At 67.8% G+C, this 23,644-nt stretch carries 17 protein-coding genes; 13 read left to right on the top strand and 4 right to left on the bottom strand.

The annotated features are described in order from the left end of the window. Complete coding sequence (locus DDT93_RS02860; RefSeq protein ID WP_109464274.1) at positions 1–2,280, bottom strand: molybdopterin-dependent oxidoreductase; 2,280 nt, start codon at positions 2,278–2,280, stop codon at positions 1–3. 418 nt (positions 2,281–2,698) lie between these two features. Between DDT93_RS02860 and DDT93_RS02855 the strand changes: the two genes are divergently transcribed. The 5 genes from DDT93_RS02855 to DDT93_RS02835 all read left to right on the top strand — a co-directional run bounded on the left by DDT93_RS02855 (position 2,699) and on the right by DDT93_RS02835 (position 8,689). Next, entirely contained in the window at positions 2,699–2,986 is a 288-nt protein-coding gene (locus tag DDT93_RS02855) for a hypothetical protein (protein ID WP_109464273.1), read from the top strand. Between the two features lie 320 nt (positions 2,987–3,306). Beyond that, on the top strand, positions 3,307–4,407 hold the full coding sequence (locus DDT93_RS02850; RefSeq protein WP_109464272.1) for a glycosyl transferase: 1,101 nt from the start codon (positions 3,307–3,309) through the stop codon (positions 4,405–4,407). Next, positions 4,404–5,372 (top strand): glycosyltransferase family 2 protein, encoded by a 969-nt coding sequence (locus DDT93_RS02845; RefSeq protein ID WP_109464271.1) that lies wholly within the window; start codon positions 4,404–4,406, stop codon positions 5,370–5,372. The genes DDT93_RS02850 and DDT93_RS02845 overlap by 4 nt, the downstream gene beginning before the upstream one ends. Next, positions 5,369–6,322: a glycosyltransferase gene (locus DDT93_RS02840; RefSeq protein WP_109464270.1), complete on the top strand. Its 954-nt coding sequence runs from the start codon at positions 5,369–5,371 to the stop codon at positions 6,320–6,322. The genes DDT93_RS02845 and DDT93_RS02840 overlap by 4 nt, the downstream gene beginning before the upstream one ends. Before the next feature lie 12 nt (positions 6,323–6,334). Next, positions 6,335–8,689, top strand: coding sequence for a GNVR domain-containing protein (locus DDT93_RS02835; RefSeq protein WP_109464269.1), 2,355 nt, complete (start codon positions 6,335–6,337; stop codon positions 8,687–8,689). Here DDT93_RS02835 and DDT93_RS02830 read toward each other — a convergent pair. Continuing rightward, positions 8,683–9,891, bottom strand: a complete 1,209-nt coding sequence (locus DDT93_RS02830; RefSeq protein WP_157960080.1) for an O-antigen ligase family protein — start codon at positions 9,889–9,891, stop codon at positions 8,683–8,685. The genes DDT93_RS02835 and DDT93_RS02830 overlap by 7 nt on opposite strands. A 74-nt stretch (positions 9,892–9,965) precedes the next feature. Beyond that, positions 9,966–10,790 (bottom strand): family 16 glycosylhydrolase, encoded by an 825-nt coding sequence (locus DDT93_RS02825; RefSeq protein ID WP_109464267.1) that lies wholly within the window; start codon positions 10,788–10,790, stop codon positions 9,966–9,968. Positions 10,791–10,984: 194 nt separating this feature from the next. Between DDT93_RS02825 and DDT93_RS02820 the strand changes: the two genes are divergently transcribed. Next, the gene (locus tag DDT93_RS02820; protein WP_109464266.1) at positions 10,985–12,199 is read left to right on the top strand and encodes a glycosyltransferase family 2 protein; all 1,215 of its coding nucleotides are present in this window, start codon (positions 10,985–10,987) and stop codon (positions 12,197–12,199) included. A gap of 6 nt (positions 12,200–12,205) precedes the next feature. Here the strand turns inward: DDT93_RS02820 and DDT93_RS02815 are convergent, their stop codons facing one another. Continuing rightward, on the bottom strand, positions 12,206–13,066 hold the full coding sequence (locus DDT93_RS02815; RefSeq protein WP_157960079.1) for a sulfotransferase family protein: 861 nt from the start codon (positions 13,064–13,066) through the stop codon (positions 12,206–12,208). 218 nt (positions 13,067–13,284) lie between these two features. On the opposite strand from DDT93_RS02815, the gene DDT93_RS02810 reads away from it, so the two are divergent. The 7 genes from DDT93_RS02810 to DDT93_RS02780 all read left to right on the top strand — a co-directional run bounded on the left by DDT93_RS02810 (position 13,285) and on the right by DDT93_RS02780 (position 23,636). Beyond that, entirely contained in the window at positions 13,285–14,076 is a 792-nt protein-coding gene (locus DDT93_RS02810) for a hypothetical protein (protein ID WP_109464264.1), read from the top strand. A 162-nt stretch (positions 14,077–14,238) separates the two neighbouring features. Continuing rightward, positions 14,239–15,756, top strand: a complete 1,518-nt coding sequence (locus tag DDT93_RS02805) for a lipopolysaccharide biosynthesis protein (protein ID WP_109464263.1) — start codon at positions 14,239–14,241, stop codon at positions 15,754–15,756. Next, positions 15,753–16,988: a polysaccharide biosynthesis/export family protein gene (locus DDT93_RS02800; RefSeq protein WP_109464262.1), complete on the top strand. Its 1,236-nt coding sequence runs from the start codon at positions 15,753–15,755 to the stop codon at positions 16,986–16,988. The genes DDT93_RS02805 and DDT93_RS02800 overlap by 4 nt, the downstream gene beginning before the upstream one ends. 402 nt (positions 16,989–17,390) lie before the next feature. Continuing rightward, complete coding sequence (locus tag DDT93_RS02795) at positions 17,391–18,074, top strand: sugar transferase (protein WP_109464261.1); 684 nt, start codon at positions 17,391–17,393, stop codon at positions 18,072–18,074. Positions 18,075–18,260: 186 nt separating this feature from the next. Next, a complete protein-coding gene (locus DDT93_RS02790) occupies positions 18,261–18,848 on the top strand; it encodes an ImuA family protein (RefSeq protein WP_109464260.1) in 588 nt (195 codons plus the stop codon). After that, the gene (locus DDT93_RS02785; RefSeq protein ID WP_109464259.1) at positions 18,763–20,244 is read left to right on the top strand and encodes a Y-family DNA polymerase; all 1,482 of its coding nucleotides are present in this window, start codon (positions 18,763–18,765) and stop codon (positions 20,242–20,244) included. The genes DDT93_RS02790 and DDT93_RS02785 overlap by 86 nt, the downstream gene beginning before the upstream one ends. Beyond that, complete coding sequence (locus DDT93_RS02780; protein ID WP_109464258.1) at positions 20,241–23,636, top strand: error-prone DNA polymerase; 3,396 nt, start codon at positions 20,241–20,243, stop codon at positions 23,634–23,636. Before DDT93_RS02785 ends, DDT93_RS02780 begins: the two co-directional genes overlap by 4 nt. Positions 23,637–23,644 lie beyond the last annotated feature (8 nt).

The raw sequence follows: 23,644 nt of genomic DNA, 5'->3' as shown, positions 1-23,644 counted from the left end.
TCACTCCGCCGCGATCTGCGCCGGATCCCAGCCGCGGGGCGCCGGGGCCTCGCCCTCGAAGCGCGCGACCTCGACAAGGCAGCTCTGCGCCACCGCGCCCTGGGTCAGCCCCGAGGTGCCACGGTCGGCGGTCAGCACGTTCGGATTGCCCGCCCGCTCCAGCCCGTCGACAAGATCGAGCCAGGACCCGGTCGAGAGGCGGACCGTGCCGGGCATGATCATCGCATCGGGGCGGGCGGAGGCAAGGCAGCGGCCCCGCCCGTTCTGCACCACCACCACGTCGCCCTCGGTCAGGCCCCGCGCGGCGGCATCGCCGGGGTTCATCCACAGCACCTCGCGCCCGCCAACCTTGAGCGAGCGGCTGGCCTCGCCGTGGTCGAGCTGGCTGTGCAGCTTGCCCTTGGGCTGGTCCGACAGCATGTGCAGCGGCCAGGTCTGCGCCTCGGGCGCACCCAGCCATTCCCGGGGCTCGAACCACATCGGGTGCGGCCCGCAGTCCTCCAGACCCATGTCGGCGATGGTCTGCGAAAAGATCTCGATCCGCCCCGAGGGCGTGGCGAGCGGGTTCGCGACCGGGTCCTTCCGGAACGCCTCCAGCAGGACGGTGCCGCCCTCGCCCGGCAGTTCGACCAACCCTGTCTCGCGGAACGCGTCAAACTCCGGCAGGTCGACCCCCTCGCCGCGCATCCGCTGGCGGCTCTCGTCGTAGAGGCGGCGCAGCCAGCCCTCGGCGTCCAGCCCTTCGGTAAAGACATCCGCCGTGCCCATCCGCGCGGCCAGCGCGCCGAAGATCGAGTAATCGTCACGCGCCTCGCCCGCAGGCTCGGACACCTTGCTCATCCAGAGGATATGCTCCTCCAGCGAGGCATAACCGATGTCCTCGCGCTCCAGCGCGATGGTGGCGGGCAGCACGATGTCGGCGTGCTTGGCCGTGGCCGTCCAGTACTGCTCGTTCACGATGATCGTGTCGGGCTTGGCCCAGGCCTTGCGCAGTCGGTGCAGGTCCTGGTGGTGGTGATAGGGGTTGCCCCCCGCCCAATAGACCAGCCGGATGTCGGGATAGGTCCTGACCTCGCCGTCATAACGATAGGTGGTGCCGGGGTTCAGCAACATGTCGGCGATGCGCGCCACCGGGATAAAGTCGCCCACCCCGTTCTGGCCCTGCGGCAGGGTCGGCCCCGGCAGCCGCCGTCCCGGGCTGCCGATCCCGTTCTCGGCCCCGTAGCCAAAGCCGAAGCCGCCGCCCGGCAGACCGATCTGCCCCAGCATGGCGGCAAGCACGAAGAGCATCCACAGCGGCTGTTCCCCATGATCCGCGCGCTGCAACGACCACGCCATGTTGATCATCGTGCGCTTGCCCGCCATCCGCCGCGCCAGATCGCGGATCGCGCCCGGCTCGGCGCCGGTGATCCCTGCCGCCCAGTCCGGCGTCTTGGCGCAGCCGTCGCTCTCGCCCCTGAGGTAGGCCGCGAAGGTGTCGAACCCGACGCAGTAGGTCTGAAGGAACGCGCGATCCAGCAGATCCTCTTCCAGCAGGACGTACCCCAGCGCCAGCATGAAGGCGGTATCGGTATTGGGGCGCACCGCGATCCAGTCGGCCTCGGCCTCGGGCGCGATGTTGTCGCCCACCGGACCGATGTTGACGAAGGCACAGCCGTTGTCGCGCATCCGTTTGAGCGCGATCGGCAGGTGGTGCCTCCGCACCCCGCCCGCCGCGATCTGGGCGTTCTTGTCCGGCACACCGCCAAAGGTCACGAACAGCTCGCAGTGTTCGGCCAGCACGTACCAGTCGGTCGTCGTCTCCAGCATCTCCCACAGCGGCATGACCACGTGGCGCGACATGACGTGCGCCGCCCCGAGGCTGTAGCTGTTGCGATGCGCGACATAGCCACCGATGGAATTGAGGAACCGATGGACCTGGCTTTGCGCGTGGTGGAACCGCCCGGCGCTCGACCAGCCGTAGGAGCCGCCATAGATCGCCCCGTTGCCATGCGTACCGCGCACCCGGTCCAGTTCGGTCGCCACGAGGTCAAGCGCCTCGTCCCAGCTGACCTCGACGAAACGTTCATCTCCCCGTAGGTCGGTCGCGCTGCCCGGCCCGCCCTTCAGCCAGCTCTCCCGCACCGCCGGGCGCAGCACCCGCGCCGACTGAACCTCGGGCGTCAGCTGGTCCAGACCGATCCGGTTGGGACAGGGATCATCGGCCAGGGAGTACAGGGTTACGCCCTCGTCCGTGTCATGAACTTCGCGGATACCCCAGTGAGCAGATGTGTAGCGCATCAGATGCGACCTCCGAGACAGATTTGGCGGGCGTCCGGCGGTGCGACATCTGCCCGGAGAGACCGGGCCAGACCATCGCGCCCCATCGGGACGTCATCGAGCGGCACGCTAGACCCGTGTCACCGGGGAAGGCAACCTCGTCCGCGACCGCTCGGGCCAGACGTAACGAGATTTCCCTCGCCCGGCGCGCGGGGGATGCACCCCTGCGCACCACACCGCTTCTGAATCAGTGCAAGCGTCACCATCCCCTCGACGGTATCCCGGCAGCGTCCATTCGGCCGCCATTGTCCAGCGAGGAGCAACGATTTTCCGATATTGAAAGATTCAGCCATGGTTCCCGTTCAATTGGGAACAATTCATTGTCCGACCCTTCGGACTGGCATAAACTTGCCGTCGGGGGAGTATCGAGGAACCTATTGTGGACACCCATACCCGCGTGCATCCGACCGCCGACAAGACCGTTTCCCCCAAGGGGATGAACGCAGGCCGGGTGCCCTTCCGCGCAGGCGATCAACTTCGCATTGCCTTCGGAGCGCTGGTACTCGCGGTGCCCCTCGCGCTGCTCGGAACCGTCATCCTCGTGATGCGCTCGGCGATCACCCTGGTCTGGGCAGTTCCGGTCTACGGCCTCGCCACCGCGGCGCTGACCATCCTCTTTACCCTGATCAGCTATTTCCTCGGACGCTCTTCCGCCGGTACCGACTGACCCCGCTCCGAATCCTCGCCCCCGTTCCTTGGCGCGACCTGCGCGAGCGCTATCACCTCGCTCCGGCATGGCAAGAGACAACAACCAAGGGTTGCACATAATCCGGGCATCGCGCGGAGGACCCCGGCAAGATTCGGCCACCCGAGGGCCGAAACCTGCGCAATCTCCCGCCCGGATCAAAAAGACATTTCATTGTCATCTGGTTCGCAGAAGGTAGATGTGCTGGGTGGTTCTGGCTAACGCACAGGACCGGATTACTGATGAATATCTTGTATTTGGCGCACAATCTTGATGATAGCGCCATATGGCGTCGCGTGACGATGCTGCAACGCGGCGGCGCGACCATGGCCGTGGCCGGCTTCCGACGGGGTGTCGGAGCGCTGGCGCAGCAGGCCGTGGTGCTGGGCCAGACTCACAACTCGAAGTTGCTTGAGCGTGCGGGGACCGTGCTGCGCACCCTGCCCCGGATCGCCGACAAGCTGACCCAGGCCGGGGTGCCCGATCCCGACGTGATCATTGCCCGCAACCTCGAGATGCTGGTGCTTGGCCGCGCGCTGCTGCGCCGCTATCCCGCCGCCCGCCTCGTCTACGAACTGCTGGACGTCCACCGCCTGATGCTCGGCAGTTCCTTCGCCTCCCGCGCGCTGCGGCAGGTCGAGGGCTACCTCATGCGCCATTGCGCGCTGGTTTTGATCTCCTCACCCGGGTTCGAGGACATGTACCTGCGCCCGAACTTCTCCCGCGTCCCACCGACCCTGCTGATCGAGAACAAGCCCTTCGCCACGCCCGACCTGCGCCTCGACTGCGCCCCGGCCCGCACGCCCGGCGGCCCCATCGTGATCGGCTGGTCCGGCATCCTGCGCTGCGCCTGGAGCCTCGAGGAACTCGACCGGATCACGCGCGCGGCCCCTGGCCGCTATCGCGTCCTCCTGCGCGGCAAGCCCGCCCTCGATGTCGTGCCGGACTTCCACAAGATCGTCGCCGCCAATCCCGACATGACCTTCGGCGGCGCCTATCAATGGCCCCGCGATCTGGCCGAGGTCTACGGCCCCTGCGACCTCAGCTGGCTCATCGACCGGTACGAGGCCGACGGCAACTCGGAATGGCTGCTCCCGAACCGGTTGTATGAGGGCGGCCTGTTCGGCGCGGTTCCCATCGCGCTGGCCTCGAACCAGCTCGGGAGGCGGCTGGTGGCGCTGGATTGTGGCCTGCTGGCGGCGGACCCCGAGGCGGTGCAGCCGATGCTCGCCGCCCTGACGCCCGAGGACATCGAACGCGCCCGCGCCGAGGTCTCCGGCCTGCCGCGCTCCACCTGGCTGGCCGATGACGAGGACTGCCGGGCGCTGACCGACGCCATCGCCCGCGCCCACCTGCGTCCGGGGCGGTCGCCGCAGGACAACGCCGAAGAGGTGACCTCATGAGCACACTGGTCGTCATCCCGACCCTCAACGAGGCCGCCCACATCGGCCGCGTCCTCGACCGCCTGCTGCCGTTCCTCAACCGGCAGGACGCCATCCTTGTCGTCGCCGACGGGGGCTCCACCGACTCCACCTGCCAGATCGTCCGTGACCGGGCCGAGACCGAACCCGGCCTGCGCCTCCTGCAGAATCCGCAACGATACCAGAGCGCCGCGATCAACCTCGCGGTCGAGCGCTATGGCGCCGACTGCCAGTACCTGATCCGCATCGACGCGCATTCCGATTATCCCGAGGGCTACTGCGACGTGCTCCTCGCCGAGGCCGAGCATACCGGCGCGGACAGTGTCGTCGTCTCGATGGTCGCCATCGGCCAGACCCCGTCGCAACGAATGGTCGCGGCGGCGCAGAACAGCCGCTTTGGAAACGGCGGCTCGGCCCATCGCAACCGCACCGACGGCGAATGGGTCGATCACGGCCACCACGCGCTGATGCGGATCACCGCCTTCCGGGCGGTCGGCGGCTACGATGCCAGTTTCAGCCACAACGAGGATGCCGAACTCGACCACCGGCTGCGCGCGGCGGGCTATCGCATCTGGCTCACCGCGGCGACCCACGTGGATTACTACCCGCGCAGCACGGTCAGGGGCCTCTTCCGCCAGTACTTCGCCTTTGGCCGGGGCCGCGCTCGAAACCTCGCCAAGCATCACAGCCGCCCGGCCCTGCGCCAATGGATCGCGGCCGCCATCGGCCCGGCGCTGATGCTGATCGCCCTCGCCGGTCTCAGCCCCGTCTTCGCGCTGCCCTTCCTAGGCTGGCTCGCGCTCTGCCTCTACAGCGGCCTTCGTTCGGTGGTGACCTCGGGCGAGGGCGCGACGCTGCTCTCCGGCCTTGCCGCCGGGGTGATGCAGGTCGCCTGGTCCGCCGGGTTCTGGACCCAGCGCCTCGGCATCGGGAGGGTGACGCCATGACCCAAGGGGAGAGCATCGCCATCGGTCTCTGCACCTACCGCCGTCCTTCGGTCGCCGAGACGCTGGCCTCGCTGGGCCGGCTGCAACTGCCCGGGAGTGTCAAGGTGTCGGTGATCGTCGCCGACAACGACACCACCCCCACGGGCGAAGACATCGTCCGGAACGCGGGCACCGAGCTGCCCTTTCCGGTCACCTATCTCTTCGCCCCCGCCAACAACATCTCGGTGGCACGAAACGCCATCCTTCAAGCCGCCCGCACCTCGGGCGCGCGCTATCTCGCCTTTCTCGACGACGACGAAACGGTCGACAGCGCGTGGCTGGTCACCCTTCTGGATGCGGTGCGTGACCGCCAATGCGCCTGCGCCATCGGGCCGGTGCAGGCCGACTACCACGACACCGCCCCGCCCTGGATGCGGCGTGGCCGGATGCACGACACGGTGCCAAAGCTGGACCCGGAGGGGTTCGCCGTCACCGGCTATACCTGCAACACCTTGATCGACCTCCGCCATCCGGCGCTTGCGGGCTGCGAGTTCGACCCCGCGCGCGGCAAGACCGGGGGCGAGGATACCGCCTTCTTCGACCGTATCCTGCGGCAGGGTGGCCAGATCGCCTATGCGCCGCAGGCCATCGCCTACGAAGTGGTGCCGCCCGAGCGCGCCCGGCTGGGCTGGCTGCTGCGTCGACGCTTCCGCATGGGCCAGACCCACGGCGACCTCCTGCTGCGCGATGCCGGTCCGCTGCGCCGTGCGGCGCAGGCGGCCACGGCGGGGGCCAAGGCGCTGGCCTGCCTCGCGCTCGGGCTCGGCCATCTCGCCAATCCGGTCAAGCGCAACGGGGCCCTCGTGCGCGGCGCACTCCACCTCGGCAACGTCAGCGTCTGCGCCGGGTCCCGCACCCTCGACATCTACGGAACCAAGCCCCTTGGCGCCTCGCAAAGACCATCAAACTGACGGGACATCCCATTGAAACAAGTAGAATTCCTGATCGACACCAGCAGCAACGCGCTCGAATCCGCCGTCCCGCGCCATGCCGAGACGATCGACCTCGACCGGATCACCAAGGTGTTCTGGCGGCAGCGGCGCGTGGCCTACTGGTCGGTCGCCATCGCCCTGCTGGCGGGCGTCTTCTACCTTGCCACCACGCCCAAGTACTTCGGCGCGGAATCCGCCCTGCTGGTGGACGGGAACATCAACGGCACCATCAGCCAGGTCACCGAACTCGATCAGTTCAGCACCACCGACACCGCCTTGGAGAGCGCGCAGCTGGTCATCACTTCGGACGAGATCGCCCGGCGGGTGGTACAGACGCTCGGGCTGGTCGACAACCCGACCTACCTCAACCCGCCGGAATCGCTGGCAGGACGCGCCGTGGGCGGGCTCAAGTCCGGCATCAAGGCCCTGCTGTCGCCACTGATGCCGTCCCCCGCCGCCAACCTGCCCCCCGCGACCGAGGAGTCGCGCGTTGCCGCCGTCGCCACCGAGCTCAAGAAGAAGGTCAAGGTGTCGCGCATCGGTCTCAGCACCGGCTTCGCGATCTCCTACCGCTCGCATGACCCGGCCCTCGCCGCCGCCGTCGCCAATGCCTATGCCGAGGCCTATGTCTCGGACGTCTTGAACGCCAATTTCGTCGCCATCCAGCGCATGACCGAATGGATGCAGACCCGGCTGGTCGAACTCGAGACCGCCGCGCGCGAAGCCGGAGAGGACGTCGAGGCGTTCCGCGCCGCGCACGGGCTGACCTCCTCCTCGACCCCGATGTCGCAGGAGGCGGTGTCGAGCCTTGGCAACGCGCTCACCACCGCCATTTCCGAGGTCACCCGCGCCCAGGCCAAGGTCAACGCGCTCGACGCCGTGGTTCGCGCCGGGCCCGAGGCGTTCCTGACCGGCGTTCCCTCGGCACTGCCGACCTTTGGTGACCCCAAGCTGCAGGAGTTGCAGCGCACTCTATCGGATGCCCTGAACAACCTGAACCGGATCAAACGCGATTTCGGGGCCGACCATCCGCAGGTGCCCTCCTACGAACGCCGTGCACGCGAAACCTCAGACCTGCTCTATGCCGAGATCTCGCAGAACCTCGACCGCGCCAGGGGCGAACTCGCCCTCGCTCAGGAGCGCGAACAGACTTTGCGCGACCGGCTCGGGTTGGCGATGAACGAGGACGCCGAACAGGGCACCGAACAGGTCCGGCTGCGCGCATTGGAACAACGCTCGGACACCCTCTCGCGCCTCTACCAGAACTTCCTGTCGAAGATGCAGGAGGTCGACCAGCAAAAGACCTTCCCAATCTCCAACGTCCGTATCCTCTCGACCGCCGAGGTCCCGACCAGCGCGGCAGGCCCCAGCGCCCCGATCGTGCTCGCGCTCGCGGTGATTTTCGGCCTGATGGCCGCCACCTTCGTGGCCGGACTGCGCGAATGGCGCGACCGCTACCTGCGCACTGCGGAACAGGTGCGCGAGGCGCTGCACCTGCCCTTCCTCGGCTACCTCCCGGCCATCTCGGAGACGGCGAAGACCTCGGACACCGACACCGGTCACACCTGGGTGTTCCGCCGGTCCCAAGCCACTCCGCCCCCCGTGGTCGACGAGGCGCCGCCGACCCCACGCGAGCGCATGCGCGAGAACTCGGTCTACGTGATGAACCACATGCGCTCGCCCTTCGCCGAAACCCTGCGCAACGTGCGCCTCGCCGTGCAGCTCAAGAACGACTCCGACAAGGGCGTCGCTCTCGGTCTCACATCTGCGCGGCCGCAGGAGGGCAAGACCACCATCGCCATGAACCTCGCGGCGATCTTTGCCGCCTCCGGCGCCTCGGTCCTGCTGATCGACGGCGACACCCGTCACCCCACGCTCAGCCGCAAGACGCGCACCGACTGGGGCGCCGGGCTGATCGAGGTCCTGATCGGCGAGGTCAGCTGGGAAGAGGCCGCGCGGCAGCTGCCCGGCACCGGGGTCCGCATCATCCCCGCCGTCGTGCCCGAGGATTTCAGCCAGTCCGGCGAACTGATCGGCGGGGCGGCGATGAAATCGCTGCTGGCAAAGCTCCGCAAGGAATTCGACTACGTCATCGTCGACCTCGCCCCGATGGGCCCGGTGATCGACGCCCGCCTGATCCTGCCGGAACTGAGCCAGCTGATCCTCGTGGCCGAATGGGGCAAGACCTCGCGCGCTCTGCTGCGCGGACTGGTCGGTGGCGATGCCGCCCTGCTCAAGAAACTGACCGGCGTGATCCTGAACAAGGTCGACATGCGCAAGCTGCCCGACTTTGCCGGAGACGCCGACGGCGCCTCCTACATCGGCGACTATGGCGACTATTACTGAGCCGCGACGGGGCGGCGGTGCAGCACCCGCAGCCGCCCCTCCGCCGCATGGCGGCGCAGCGCCGCCCGGGTCTTTTCCTGACGCGCGGCGCGCAGGCCAAAGACAAAGGCCACCACGGTCAGCAGTGACATCGCGTCGAACTGGGTGAAGAACACCACCTCGCTGTGCATCAGCAGCAGCTGCCGCAGCATCAGCCCCGCGAGAAAGATCACCTCGGCGCGCGGCGAGCGCAGCGCCCAGGCCACGCAGAACACCAGCCCGGACAGGAACAGCCCCGCCTGCAGCAGGACCCCGGCCACCCCGATCTCGACCGCGTTCGAGATCATGGTGTTGTGAAAGTGGAACCCAGACCGGCTCTTGATGTCGAAGTAGCTCCACAGCGCCTCGGCCAGCGGATTGCCCCGCACCCAGACGGCCTTGTAGCCCTGTCCCAGCAGCGGGTGCTGCTGAATCTGACCAAAGGCGATTTCCCACAGCTCGGTGCGCCCGGTCAGCGTCACGTCCTTCCCGGTCAGTTGCAGGAAGGCGTGCGAGAACTCCTCGAAATAGCCGGTCAGGAACAGGACCATTCCCACCATCCCGGCCATCGCCAGGGTCGCGACAAAGGCCCGCTGCAGCCGCGTCATGCGCCGCATCGTCATGATGGTCAGCATCAGCAGGACGGTCCCCATCGTCGCGATCAGCGCCCCGGCAGACTGCGCCATGACCAGCTCGGCCAGCCCGAGCGCAACACAGAACAGCCCCGCAAGGCGCCATGTCACGGACTGCGCGCGGTCGCAGATCCAGGCCACCCCCGCCACCACCAGCACCGTCGATGCCTGGGCAAAGGCATTCTTGGATTCGAAGATGCCGAACCAGATGCCGTTCTCGCCCGCGCGCCCGATCACCAGGCTGCCGATCCCCGCGAGGATGTATGCCACCGTTGCGATCTTGAGCAGCGCGATGGGCGACAGCCGGTTCGCGATGGCAATGGCGATCATGAAGGTCAGGGTCAGCTGGACCGAGTACCTGAGCGTCACCGCCGGGTAGTTCGACCAGAGCGTCGAGGCCACGCAGAACCCGCAGAGCAGCATCGGCAGGACAAAACTGCGCGCCTCCCACAGGGTCCGGGTGGGTTCACGTCCCAGCAGCACGAGCCCCGAAAGCAGGAACAGCCCTGCCCCCGCCGCGCCCAGCCGGGTCAGGTACAGAAGGCAGATCATCGCGACCGTCACCAACACGACATTCGGACAGATCCGGACGATCCACCCCCGCTCCGTGGCGACGCCCGCAGCCATCATTCCAGCGTGCACAGCACCGACCCCTCAAAGGCGCAACCCTGCCCAAGCGGAGTGAAGGCGACCCAGTCGACGTTCATCGTGAGCGGCTGATCGGGCATGGTGAACGGCCCCATCCAGCGCACCAAAGTATCTGTGCCCCAGAAGCTGAAATAGATCTTCTGCCGGTGGCTCGGCAGGTTCTCGGTCTGCTCCATCATCTGACGCCCGTCGATGAACCAGCGGATGCGCCCGGGTTCCCAGATGAAGGCATAGGTGTGATACACGCCGCTGTCGAAGCCCGGCAGGTCCGCCAGCTGCCCCATGCCCTGGTCGGTGCCGTCCTGGTACTTGTTCAGCCAGACCCTGTCGGCGCTGCGCGGCAGGATCTCCACGTCGATCTCGTCGTGGGGTTGTTTGTGAACCGGTCCGATGTAGGTGAAGAAGGCCGCGTTCAGGCCCGAACCCGCGTCGGTGCGAATGCGCGCCTCGTAGGTGCCGTAGCCATAGCGCGCCTTGGTCTGGATCTCACCGCAGAGCGCGGCCGGCTTGCCCGCCTTGGCATTCGGCAGCGGAATGTAGCGCAGGCTCAGGTTGCCCTCGCTCACCCCGATGGCGCGCTTGGACCACTGGCAGTTCTGGTGATCGCCATTGGACCACCCGTCGGACACGTACCACGCCTTGCGGTCGAACCGGTCGAATTCCTCGCGGAAGGCCGCGTTGTCCGTCGCCGCCACCGCCCCCGGCAACAGCCCTGCCAGCAGCAGGGCGGCACTCGCGATGCCGCGCTTGCACAGCCGAACGCCACGCAACCATGAATTGAGCGAAAACTCGCGTTCGGCCATTTTTGGTCCCATCATTTCTCTGGCAAATCGTTCACTTAAATGATCGTATTGGAATGAAAAATCTTGGCAAATCAATTAGGGAAAGAGGGGCCGGGACCGGCGAAACCCCGCGAATTCTCGCCGGGCCGGACCTGACCCTGCCTCAGGATTGTGCGTCGTGATTTCCCGCTGGGGTTGCAACAGGACAGATCAGCATGACGGTCACCATCATCATGGCGAACTACTGCGGCGCAGATTACCTGGCGGCCGCCATCGAATCGGTTCTGCGCCAGACCCACGCCGATCTCGAGCTGATCGTCTCCGACGATGCATCCACCGACGCCAGCCCCGAGATCGTGCGCGCCTATGGTGATCGCGACAGCCGCGTCCGGCTGATCGAGGCCCCGTCAAACGGCGGCCCGGCGGCGGCGCGCAACCGCGCGCTCGACGCGGCGACCGGTGACTGGGTTGCCGTCATGGACAGCGACGACATGATCCACCCCGACCGCATCCGCCGTCTGCTGGCCGCCGCCGACCGGCTGGGTGCCGACATGGTCGCCGACGACAAGCTGTTCTTCGGCGACATGCCGGGCGCCGGGGGGCGTACCCTGCTGGGGCAACTCTCGCTCCGCGCCCCTCTCGAGACCGACCTCGGCGCCTTCCTCGATGCGGGCCGCCCCGGCTCGGAGATGCCCCCGCTCGGCTACCTCAAGCCGCTGATGCGCCGCGCCTGCATCGGCGACCTGCGCTACGACGAGTCGCTCAAGAACTCTGAAGACTACGATTTCTACCTGCGCCTCATGCTCAATGGTGCGAGGCTGTTCCTGTTGCCCGATCCGATGTACCTCTACCGCCGCCATAGCGCGTCGATCTCCTTCCGCCTCAGCGCCCGCGACCTGCGCGCGATGATCGACAGCCAGGACAGGATGCGCGAAACGCTCGACGACCCGACCCTGCGCGCCCAGATCGAGGCGCGACGGGGCGAACTGGTGGCGCTGCTCGACTTCCAGCTGTTGGTCGATGCGATCAAGGCGCGCGACCACGCGACTGCCCTTCGGCAACTGGCGCGGCGTCCGGCGCTCGCCGCCGATCTCGGCCGGATCGCCCTTGCCCGGGTGCGCCGCAAGATGACGCCGCAGGATCCGGGCCGCAGCGCTCTCGCCCTTGCCATCCTCTCGCCGGGCGAACATCCCACGCCGGGCGACATGGAACCCCTGCGCGCCCCTGCGCTGCCCGCGCCGGGCGACCCCTGGTCCGAGGCACCGGCGGCATTCGCCGGGCGTCTCTCCGACCTCTCCGCGCGCCACGACCTCGATGTCACGGTCTCGGGCGACGATGCGCTCTGGTCGTTCTGGCTGCTGCCGCGCTATCGCAGCGTGACCTTCGACGCGGCCTCGGCGGCCGGAACCTCCGGCCTGCCGCTGCCCTGAACCGGGTCACACCGTCCAGCTCGCGCCCTGCAACCCGCTGAGCGCCCGGAACCGCCGCGCGTCCTCCGCCAGCTGTTCGATCAGGATTTCCCGCACCTCGCGCCCGACGGGCGAGACCCGGCGCTCGGCCCCGAAACTCAGCATTTCCTTGACCCGGCTGCGCGCCTGCGGCGAAAGCATGCCCTTGGCCACCCGCCCGACGCTGCCGTCGCGAACGCGGAAATACCAGCCGGGCAGTTTCGCAACCATCTCGCGCGAGTTGGACTGCGCCACCGAATCAAAGCCCCAAGTCTCGGACACCCCGATATGCCGCGCCACCCGGCGCAGCGTCGGCGCCGAATCCTGCACGTAGTCCTCGAACTCCACAAAGAGAAAGCGCTCCTTCGGGAACGCCTCCAGCCACGGCTCCATCTGCCGCGCGTAAGAGCTGACATCGACCATATGGCGCAGCGTCTCGCTGCCGATCAGCTTGTCCGGCGGCGGCGTGTCCGGCGCCTGAAGTGCCAGGTGGGTGTACTGCGACAGCGCCCGCTTGACCGGGTCGCGGGCCAGGAACACGAAGCGGCAATGCGGTAACAACTCCCGCACCCGCTCGGGGACACCGGGAAATGCCTCGCGCTTGGTGTAGTTCGGCGAGGCTTCGACGCGCACGCGCCGGTCGCGCGGAAACTGGTCGGCGTACCACGACAGCCCGCGCTGCCAGACCCTGTGCCCAAGGAAGAAGTCGGTTTCCTTCTCGCGCGAGACCCCGATCTCGGGGTGGCGCGCCAGCATGTCGAACAAGGTCGTGGTGCCTGCCTTCATCGCGCCGATCACGATCACGTCGCACAGTCCCGCATCGGCATCCCTTGATATTTCCGTCCGCAATGCGACCTCCGGCTCACTTTCAATCACCACCCGTCGCCCCGACCTGCACAGGAAAACGGCACCCTCGGCAACCTTTATCAGAGGTTGTGTCGATTCAAGCGAAATACCACTCAAGGGCGAGCAGATTCATTGACTCGCCCGGAACCCGTGCACGATGATCGAATTGTGGACAGCAACCGTGCCGCAATCGCGGGCGCGAGCAGAAAACGGAGTAAGTAATGGACCTTAAGCCGTTCATCGACCGCGCGGCGCGGCTCAAGCGCCAGGTCGCCAAGGAACCGCCGGTGCGCTATCAGGTGCTGGGCGAGCGCTGCTCGGGAACCAACTTTCTCGACAATCTCATCGCGGCGAATTTCGCCATGAAACGCAGCTATGCGATGGCATGGAAGCACGGCTTTCCCGACTTCCTCGCAGCGCCAAAAGATGTGGTCTTCGTGGTCATCTTCCGCGAGGTCTTCGGCTGGCTGCAAAGCATGTACGGCAAGCCCTGGCACAGCACCGAAGAGATTCGCGCCCTGCCCTTTGCCGACTTCATCCGCAGCGAATGGCGCAGCACCGTGGACGCACCCGAGCACTTCCGGCTCGAGAGTGGCGACAGCCGCCTTGGCCAGCCGCTGAACTACGACCTGCACCCGATCAACGGGCAGCCCTTCGCCTCGCTCGTCGAACTGCGCAAGGCCAAGGCCGAGTCGCTTTTGTCGCTGCCGGCGCGCGGCGCGCGCGTGATCTACTGCACGCTCGACAGCGTCACCCGCGACCCGCAGGCCACCGTCCGGCGCATTGCCGCCGAGACCGGTCTCGACCCCTCTGCCGAGATGTCGGTGCCGCAGGGCCACTTCGGCTGGAGTTGGCAGGACAGAACGGTCGGAGCCCGCAAGGGCGAAGATTTGTTCGGCCCCGAAGACCGCGACTGGGTGCTGCGCACAGTCGACCCGGCGCTCGAACAGCGGATGGGATTCACCTACTCCGCGCGGGAACCCGCCGACGCTGCGCTGATCGGCGCCGACTAGTCAAAGTCCAGTCAGGGCATGGGCTTGCCCGGTCGCTGCTTTGCAGCAATCATCGGGCCGAGTTTGAAATCTGGAACTATCACGGGATGTAGTCGGGGGCGACACAGGCATTCGTGAGACCGGCCCGGCGGGCCGGGATCGCTGCCGTTTGGAGTACGACCGATGACGCATCGTGACACCGGGTCCGGCACCGCGACCGCCGAACTCGGGCACCTGTCGCAGGGCCGGACGCGGGCCTCGGTATCCGGTGTCTTCTGGTCCTTCGTGCAGGTCGGCTTCGGCACAGTGCTGGCAGCCGTGGTCTTTGCCATCGTCTCGCGCGTGCTCTCGCCCGAGGATTTCGGTGCCGTCTCGATGGCCACCGCCATCGTCCTCATCGCCTCGGCCATCGCGCCCATCGCCTTTGGCGAGGCACTGATCCAGCGCGAGGAGATCGACAGCCGCCACCTCGACTCGGCCTTCTGGTTCACCACCGTCTTCTGCCTCGCCTTCTACGCCGTGCTCGCCTTTGGCGCGCCGCTGATCGGCCGGCTGGTCGGTGCGGGCTCCATCGCGGTGATCCTGCCGGTGCTGGCGCTGCGGCTGATCTTCGAGGGCCTGCTCGCTGTGCCCTTCGCCCTCGTCACCCGGCGGATGCAGTTCCGCTACATCGCCTTCCGCACCATCATCGCCAACGGGCTCGGCGCCGTGGTCTGCCTGCTGCTGGCCTTTCAGGGCTTCGCGCTCTGGGCGCTCGTCCTGCAACAGCTCACCACCTCGCTCGCCAACCTCGTGGTGACGGCAATCGCCGCCCAGTGGCGCCCCGGCGTCGCCCTCAGCCTCTCGGCCCTGCGCGACCTGCGCTATTTCGGCCTCTACGCGATGGGCAACCGCATGATGAACCAGGCCCGGATCGACCAGTTCCTGATGGGCCTCGTCCTTGGCCCCGCAGCACTCGGCCTCTATTTCTTCGCCCAGAAACTCACCGAAATGCTGCGCAACCTGACCGTGGGGATGTTCTCGCCGGTCTCCAACGTGCTCTTCGCCAGCCTGCAATCGGACGTCGAGAAGCGCCGGATCGCCTTTACCAAGGCCCTCTTCGCCGTCGGCGCCTTCAACCTCCCCGTCTTCGGCGGCCTGATCGCCCTCGCCCCGACCGCCGTGCCGACCGTCTTCGGCAGCCAGTGGACCGAGGCGATCCCGGCGGTGCAGGCGCTGGCCGTCATGGGCATCCTCGGCGGCATCGGCACCCTGCAAGCGGCAGTCATCCGCAACCTCGGGGAATCGGGCTGGTGGTTCTGGTTCCAGACCGGGCTGCGCCTGACCGAGTTCGCGCTGATCCTCGCGGTCTTCCCGCTGGGCCTGAACGCCGTCATCGCCGCCTCGCTGATCCGCATGGTGCTGATCTGGCCGCTCTCCGTGCGCAAGACCCGCGTCATGCTGGACCTCGAGCGCGGCGCCTACCTGACCACGCTCGCCGCGCCCGCCGCAGCAACAGTTGCCGCCATTGCCGGGGTTCTCGCCTTCCCTGCGCTGGTGCCCGGGCTCTCGGCCAAGACGCTGCTGGCCAGCCAGCTTGCTCTCGGCCTCGTGCTCTACACGGTCGTCCTCTTCGCCGGGGCCCGTCCCCAGATCACCGAAATCCTGAACATCGCCAGGACCCGTGGTAAATCCGCCGGTCCGAAACGGGTTTCCGCATGAAATATCTTCTCGTCTCCGCTCTCTCCCTCGCCCTTGCCACCGTATCCCCCGTCAGTCGGCTTCAGGCGCAGGACAGCGCCGGCCTCGTCTTTGACGCGGAACAGATCGTTCCCTCCGACACGCTGACCCTGCGTGTGACCGAATGGCTGCCGGTCGAGGGAGAGGTGCGCGCATGGGGCGCCTTTTCCGAAACCTTCGCCGTCTCGCGGCAGGGCACCATCGACCTGCCGTTCATTGGCCCGGTCGAGGCCGCCGGCAAGAGCAGGCAGGATCTGACCCGCGATATCGCCCAGGAAATCCTCCAGCGCTTCGCCCTGGCCGAAGAACCCGGCGTTCAGCTCACCTTTGCCAGCCGCCTGCCCGTCACCGTCGGCGGCGTGGTGCGCGACCCCGGCGCCTTCGACTACGAGCCCGGATCGACCCCGCGCCGCCTGTTCGCACGCGCGGGCGGTGTCGGGCTGTTCCAATCCTCCAACGACAGCGTCCTGCGCGACATGCTTCAGGCCACCAGCGAGCTGGAAATCCTGCGCACCCGCGAAGACACCCTCGCCGCCCGCGTGGCCCGGCTGGTGGCGGAACGCGCCGACCGCGACAGCATCGACTTTCCCCTGCTGCAGCAACCGACCGGCGGCGAGGCGATCCGCGCGCAGGAGCGTGACCTGCTGCGGATGAACCGCGACAAGTCCGCCCGCGCGCTGGAACTGATCGACGGGCGCGAGGAGTTCCTGACCGCCGAGGTCTCGTCGCTCGAAGCCAAGCTCGACGTGTTGGAACGCCAGCGGCAGATGGCCGAGGAACAAAAGGATTCCGTCAAGGAGCTGGCCGACCGCGGCCTGACCGTGAACACCCGCCTGCTCGATGCCGAGCGCACGCTCGCGACGCTCGAAACCCAGAAGCTCGACACCACCACGACCATCCTCGAAGCGCGTCAGGCCCTCTCCGCCGCCCAGAGCGAGAGGCTCGAACTGGTGCAGGGCCGCGCCGCGCAGCTGCTGGCCGACCAGCAGACCGCCGAGGCGGAACTGGCCGAGGTCCGGGAAAACCGGCGCCTCAAGGAACGGCTGACCGTGTCGATGCAGGCCAGCACACGGCCCGACGAACTGCTGGGGGTGACGGTGCGACGCGCGGCGCCCGACGGCAAGGAAGAGGTCTTCGAGGACGCGCTGGACATGCCCGTTCGGCCCGGCGATTTCATCGAGTTTTCGCTGCGCCTGCCAAATCAGGAAGGTTAGCCCGTCACCGCCCCGCGGTCGGCGCTAAGCATCTGATTCTCATTGCGACTCGCCGGGCGGTTCGGACGTTCAGGAATGTTTCGGAGATTCATTTTCTGCCCATTCGCCGCGCATCTGAGCAGTTTTTCTGCGCCGCAGAGAGGGCGGCAGGATTCCGCCCATCCGGGCTTCGTGAAAGGACCTCGCAACACACTGAAAGAAAACAGAATTTTTACCTACCCGGCACAGCGGAAAAACTCCTATGCGCGAGCATGTCATTGAGAATACACGCATTACGGGTAGCGTGAGCGGGCAACTCTCCCATGTGGAAGACCGTGGTCCGGTCGGGAGAGTGGCATCCGAGGTGGGGGCGCTTCGGAACCGGGTACCCCGGATTCCATAAATGCAGATTGGACGAGCCAGATGACCGATATCTATACGCGCAGTTCCCAGGCCAAGAGTTCTGCGTCCCCCAGTTCACACCCGTTCCGGGCTGAGCGCTATCAAGCCACGACCAAACGCCTGATCGACCTCCTGATCTGCGCGGTTCTGCTTCCGGGCCTCCTGCCCATCATCGCCTGCCTCTACCTCGTGGCCCGTCTGGACGGTGGCCCCGCCTTCTTCGGCCACGTCCGGATCGGTCAGAACGGCAGGGCCTTCCGATGCTGGAAGATACGCACGATGGTGGTCGATGCGCAGACCCGGCTGGAAGCGCTTCTCGAATCCGACCCCGCGGCCCGCGAAGAATGGGAGCGCGACCGCAAGCTGCGCAACGACCCGCGCGTCACCCCGATCGGGGATTTCCTGCGCAAGACCAGCCTCGACGAGCTGCCGCAGATCTGGAACGTCCTCGTCGGCGAGATGAGCCTCGTCGGCCCGCGCCCGGTGACCGAACCCGAGCTGGAACGCTATGGCAGCCAGCAGCGCGTCTACAAGGCGCTGCGCCCCGGCATCACCGGGCTGTGGCAGGTTTCGGGCCGCAACGACGTGTCCTACAGCCGCCGGGTTGCGCTCGACTCCAGCTATTACGCCGACCTCTCGCTCGCGGCCGACCTTCGGATCCTTCTGCGCACCGCTCACGCGGTGATGGGACGAACAGGTCGCTGAGCTTTCGGGCCCGGGCATCGTCCACCCCGGGCCCGATACTTTGCGTGCTGCGTTAGAAATGATGCGCATCTAACTGATACAAAATGATAATGAAACGACGTCAGCGCATCCCATGCAGCCTGACCCTGTCGATTTCCCCTCCACAGACAGTTTGAAACTTTCCGCGCCAGCTGTATTTTCAGCCCCATGTCATCGCTGCCAGACCCTTTCCAGCTGCGCCGATCCCGCGTCCACGAGGCCTGCGGGCCGGGCGCCACAACCTTCGCGGCCATCGCCGCGGGGGCACAGGACGTGCTCTGGATTCGCGAATCCTGGCAGACAGAATCCCTCAACCCGCTCGGCCTCGCACCGTTCCTCGACCCGTCCCGCCTGCTGCTGGCCCAGACCCGCGACCAGACCGACAGCCTCGCCGTGGCCGAAGAGGCGCTGAAGGACGGCGCGATCCCCGTGGTGGTGATCGAATGCACCCGGGCTCTCGATCTGCGCGAAGGACGGCGGCTGCAACTGGCCGCCAAGGCGGGAAACACCACCGGCCTATGCCTGATCCCCGAGGGCATGGGATCGAATGCCGCCGAAACGCGCTGGCGCGCCTCTCCGGTCCTCGATCCGTCAGAATCCGCACCGGGAGACTCGACTCTGATGCACTGGGAAATTATTAAGAACAAATCGGGAACAAACGGAGCCTGGCATGTTCGATGGGATGCAGCGTCGCGTCGTCTGCATGTGGTTTCCCCGGTTGGCCAGCGACCGGGCTCTCAGAACGTGCCCGGTTGACGCGCCCTTTGCGCTGACCCTCCGGCAATCCAACACCGAGTGGGTGCATTGCCTGAACGCCCGGGCCGAGCGGCAGGGGCTGCACCGGGGGATGCGCATGGCCGATGCCCGCGTGTTCTGCCCCGACCTTGTCAGCCGCCCGGCGCGGCCCGACCTCGACGCGCGCTTCCTCGCCGCGTTGCGCCGCTGGGCCACCCGCTACTGCCCCTGGGTCGCCTGCGAGGGCGAGGACGGGCTGGTGCTCGACGTGACCGGCTCCACCCACCTCTGGGACGGCGAGGCCGCCATGCTCTCGGAAATGCGGATGCGCGCCACCCGGGCCGGGCTGTCGCTGCGGCTGGGGCTGGCCGACACCCGCGGCGCGGCCTGGGCGCTGGCTCACCACGGCGAGGGCATCGCCCCCCCCGGCGCCGCGCAGGAGGCCCTTGCCGCCCTGCCCGTCGCCGCCCTGCGCCTCGGGTCCGAAACGGTCACCGCGCTCCAGCGGCTTGGCCTGCGCACCGTCGGCGACCTCTGCACCACGCCGCGCGCGCCGCTCGCCCGCCGTCTCGGCCCCGACCTGCTGATGCGGCTCGATCAGGCCCTCGGCCGCCAGCCCGAGAGCATCTCGCCCGAGCGCGAACCGCCCCATTACGGCGTCCGCCTCACCTTCCCCGAGCCCATCGGGCTGGTCGACGACGTGATGGGCGCCACCGCCCGCCTGCTGGAGGCGCTCTGCGCCAAGCTCAAGGCCAACGAGGCAGGCGCGCGCACGCTCGTCCTGACCCTGCGCCGGGTCGACCAGGGCAGCCCCCATGTCGAACTGCGCCTCGCCGCCGCGATGCGCGACCCGGCCCGCATCCTGCCGCTCTTCGAACGGGGGGTGAGCGAAGTCGACGCCGGATTCGGCATCGACCAGATGCGGCTGGAGGCCAAGCTCGTCGAATCCCTGCCGGTGCAGCAGATCAGCGCCTCGGCCGCGCCCTCCGGCCCCGACCGCCAGCAGGATCTCGTCACCCGCATCGGCACCCGCATCGGGCTGGAGAACATCCAACGCTTCCTGCCTGCCGACAGCCATATCCCCGAGCGCAGCTTCCTCATCGCCCCTGCGGCATGGAGCGCGCCCGAGTCCGGCTGGTTCAGCCCCCGGCCGCGCCCCCTGCGCCTGTTTCCGCCCGAACCCATCGCCGGCACCGGCAACCGCCCGCCGCGCAGCTTCCGCTGGCGGCGCATGCCACTCTCCACCGCGCGCGCCACCGGCCCGGAACGGATCGCGCCCGAATGGTGGCTGGAGGACGACAACTGGCGCTCCGGCCTGCGCGATTACTGGCACGTGGAAACCCGGCAGGGCCGCCGGCTCTGGCTGTTCTACACCCCGCAGAACCCCGGCTGGTTCGTGCAGGGAGAGTTCGCATGAGCCCGCCCGCCAACAGCGGCAAGCGCGACCGCACCCCGATCGGAACGCTGCGCCCCGAGGACCTGCCGCGCGCCTCGGGCGGGCCCGGTTATGCCGAGCTCTGCGTCACCACCAACTTCACCTTCCTCACCGGCGCCTCGCACCCCGAGGAACTGGTGCTGCGCGCCGCCGAACTGGGGCTCGACGCCATCGCGGTGACCGACCGCAACTCGCTGGCCGGGGTAGTGCGCGCCTACAGCGCCCTGAAGACCCTGCGTCGCGAGGCGGAGGACACCCTGCGCATCCGCTCCACCCACCAGACCGACGCCTGCTCGCGGCAGGAGGTCGGCACCCCGCAGGACCTGCCCCTGCCGCAGGTGCCGCGGTTTCCCAAGCTGATCGTCGGCACCCGCATCGTGCTACGCGACTGCCCCGTCGAATGGCTCGCCCTGCCGCTGGACCGCGACGCCTATCACCGGCTGGCCCGCCTGCTGACGCTGGGCAAGCGCCGCGCTGGCAAGGCCGAGTGCCATCTCGACCTGCGCGACCTGTCCGAGGGCGCGCGCGGCATGATCCTGATCGCCCTGCCGCCCGACGATCTGTCCACCGCCCGCGCGCCGCTCCAGCTGCTGCAACGCCGCTATCCCGGCCATGTCTTCCTCGGCGCCGCCCCCCGCTACGACGGCTCCGACCAGTCCTGGTTCGACCGTTGCGCGCGCCTTGCCCTGCTGACCTCGGCCCCGATGGTCGCGGTGGGCGACGTGCTGATGCACCGCGCATCCCGGCGGCAGCTGGCCGACGTGCTGACCTGCATGCGCGAAGGCCTGACCATCGATCAGATCGGCACCCGCGCCCTACCCAACGCCGAACGCCGCCTCAAGGGCCCCGGCGACATGGCGCGCCTGTTCCGCAACCACCCCGGCGCCATCCGCCGCACCCTCGAAATCGCCGCGCGCTGCAGCTTCGACCTCTCGGACCTCAGCTATGAATACCCCGACGAGATCTCGGACGGCGAAAGCCCGCAGGCCCGCCTTGAGCGGCTGGCGTGGGAGGGGCTGAACCGCCGCTGCCCCGCGGGCATCCCCGAGCGCTACCACGTGCTGGCCAACAAGGAACTGAGCCTGATCGGTGAACTCGGCTATGCCGCCTACTTCCTCACCGTCCACGACATCGTGCAAGAGGCGCGCTCGCGCGGGATCCTCTGCCAGGGGCGCGGCTCGGCCGCCAACTCGATCCTCTGCTGGGCGCTCGGCATCACCGACGTCTCGCCCGACATGATCGGTATGGTCTTCGAACGCTTCATCTCGCGCCACCGGGGCGAGCCGCCCGACATCGACGTCGATTTCGAGCACGAGCGGCGCGAGGAGATCATCCAGTGGATCTACGAGAAATACGGCCGCCATCGCGCCGGGCTCTGCGCAACGGTGATCCACTTCCGCTCGCGCGCCGCCATCCGCGAGGTCGGCAAGGCCATGGGCCTCAGCCAGGACGTCACCGCCAGCCTCTCCGGCCAGATCTGGGGCATGTCGAGCAGCGGGGCCGACCCCGAAAGGATGCGCGAACTGGGGCTCGACCTCGAAGACCGGCGGCTGGGCCAGACCATCCGCCTGATCGGCGAGCTGATCGGCTTTCCCCGCCACCTCAGCCAGCATGTCGGCGGCTTCGTCATCACGCGCGGGCGGCTCGACGAACTCTGCCCCATCGAGAACGCAGCGATGGAGGACCGCACCGTCATCGAGTGGGACAAGGACGACATCGACGCGCTGAACATCCTCAAGGTCGATGTGCTCAGCCTCGGGATGCTGACCTGCATCCGCAAGTCCTTCGACCTGCTGGAAGAACACGACCGCAAGGTGCTGACCATCGACACCGTCCCGCAGGAGGACACGACCACCTACGAGATGCTGCAGCGGGCCGATGCGGTGGGCGTGTTCCAGGTGGAAAGCCGGGCGCAGATGAACTTCCTCCCCCGGATGAAGCCCGAAACCTTCTACGACCTGGTGATCGAGGTCGCCATCGTCCGCCCCGGCCCGATCCAGGGCGGGATGGTCAAACCCTACATCCGCCGCCGTCAGGGGCTGGAACAGCCCGAACCCTTCGGCCCGGCGCTGGCCGAGGTCACCCGCAAGACGCTGGGCGTGCCGCTGTTTCAGGAACAGGCCATGCAGATCGCCGTGGTCGGCGCCGGCTATTCCGCCGAGGAGGCCGACCGCCTGCGCCGCTCGCTCGCCTCCTTCCGCCGCATGGGCACCATCGGCCAGCACCGCGACCGCTTTGTCGCGGGCATGATGAAGAACGGCTATCCGCTCGATATCGCCGAACAGTGCTTTTCCCAGATCGAGGGCTTTGCCGACTATGGCTTTCCCGAGAGCCACGCCGCCGCCTTTGCCATGCTCACCTACGTCTCGTCATGGCTCAAGTGTCACCACCCGGCGATCTTCGGCTGCGCCCTGCTGAACTCCCAGCCCATGGGTTTCTACGCCCCCGCCCAGATCGTGCGCGACCTGCGCGATCACGGGATCGAGGTGCGCCCGGTCTGTGTCAACCACAGCACTTGGGACAACCGGCTGGAGCGCCGCCCCGACGGCGCGCTGGCCCTGCGGCTGGGGTTCCGCCAGATCAAGGGATTCCGCGCCGAGGATGCCGACTGGATCGTCGCCGCGCGCGGCAACGGCTATCCCGACCCCGAGAGCCTGTGGCTGCGCGCTGGCATCCAGCCCGCCACGCTCGAGCGGCTGGCCGAGGCTGATGCCTTTGCCGGGCTCGGCCTCACCCGGCGCGACGCGCTCTGGGCGATGCGGGCAATCCGCGCGCCCAAACCGCTGCCGCTGTTCGCCGACCCGCTCGACGGCGAGGGCCTGCGCGAACCGCAGGTGGTGCTGCCGCCCATGCATCTGGGCGAAGAGGTGGTGGAGGATTACGTCGCCCTGCGCCTGACCCTGCGCGCCCACCCGATGGATCTGCTGCGCCCCTCGATCCCCGGGCTGACCCCGCACGACAAGCTGCCCACCGCCCCCCTGCAACGCACCACCGTCTGCGGGCTGGTGATCACCCGCCAGCGCCCCGGCACCTCCTCCGGCGTCATCTTCATCACGCTGGAGGATGAAACCGGCGTGTCGAATATCGTCGTCTGGCCAAGAGTTTATGAACAGTTCCGCCGCACCGTCATCGGTGGGCGGCTGCTGCGCGTCACCGGGCGGCTCGAGCGCGAGGGCATCGTCGTGCACCTGATCGCCGACCACGTGGAGGATCTCTCCTACCGCCTGTCGGACCTCGGCTCGCCGATGGACGAGGCCGTGGGCATCACCAAGGCCGAGGTCGATGACGCCCCCCGCCCCGCGCGCCAGCCCGCCCGCGCGATGCATCCGCGCGAGCAGGCCAAGCGGCTGTTCCCCAGCCGCGATTTTCACTGAGAGTACGC

Source organism: Albibacillus kandeliae, assembly GCF_003116585.1.
GTDB classification, from domain to species: domain Bacteria; phylum Pseudomonadota; class Alphaproteobacteria; order Rhodobacterales; family Rhodobacteraceae; genus Albibacillus; species Albibacillus kandeliae.
This window is presented reverse-complemented; position numbering and strand designations above follow the sequence as displayed.

Excerpts from the sequence above, each read along its gene's own strand:
- DDT93_RS02850 (WP_109464272.1), top strand. The coding sequence starts at position 3,307 with ATGCTGCAACGCGGCGGCGCGACCATGGCCGTGGCCGGCTTCCGACGG.
- DDT93_RS02830 (WP_157960080.1), bottom strand. The coding sequence starts at position 9,891 with ATGATCTGCCTTCTGTACCTGACCCGGCTGGGCGCGGCGGGGGCAGGG.
- DDT93_RS02840 (WP_109464270.1), top strand. The coding sequence starts at position 5,369 with ATGACCCAAGGGGAGAGCATCGCCATCGGTCTCTGCACCTACCGCCGT.
- DDT93_RS02860 (WP_109464274.1), bottom strand. The coding sequence starts at position 2,280 with ATGCGCTACACATCTGCTCACTGGGGTATCCGCGAAGTTCATGACACG.
- DDT93_RS02795 (WP_109464261.1), top strand. The coding sequence starts at position 17,391 with ATGACCGATATCTATACGCGCAGTTCCCAGGCCAAGAGTTCTGCGTCC.
- DDT93_RS02825 (WP_109464267.1), bottom strand. The coding sequence starts at position 10,790 with ATGGCCGAACGCGAGTTTTCGCTCAATTCATGGTTGCGTGGCGTTCGG.
- DDT93_RS02785 (WP_109464259.1), top strand. The coding sequence starts at position 18,763 with ATGTTCGATGGGATGCAGCGTCGCGTCGTCTGCATGTGGTTTCCCCGG.
- DDT93_RS02805 (WP_109464263.1), top strand. The coding sequence starts at position 14,239 with ATGACGCATCGTGACACCGGGTCCGGCACCGCGACCGCCGAACTCGGG.
- DDT93_RS02810 (WP_109464264.1), top strand. The coding sequence starts at position 13,285 with ATGGACCTTAAGCCGTTCATCGACCGCGCGGCGCGGCTCAAGCGCCAG.
- DDT93_RS02800 (WP_109464262.1), top strand. The coding sequence starts at position 15,753 with ATGAAATATCTTCTCGTCTCCGCTCTCTCCCTCGCCCTTGCCACCGTA.
- DDT93_RS02820 (WP_109464266.1), top strand. The coding sequence starts at position 10,985 with ATGACGGTCACCATCATCATGGCGAACTACTGCGGCGCAGATTACCTG.
- DDT93_RS02780 (WP_109464258.1), top strand. The coding sequence starts at position 20,241 with ATGAGCCCGCCCGCCAACAGCGGCAAGCGCGACCGCACCCCGATCGGA.
- DDT93_RS02790 (WP_109464260.1), top strand. The coding sequence starts at position 18,261 with ATGTCATCGCTGCCAGACCCTTTCCAGCTGCGCCGATCCCGCGTCCAC.
- DDT93_RS02845 (WP_109464271.1), top strand. The coding sequence starts at position 4,404 with ATGAGCACACTGGTCGTCATCCCGACCCTCAACGAGGCCGCCCACATC.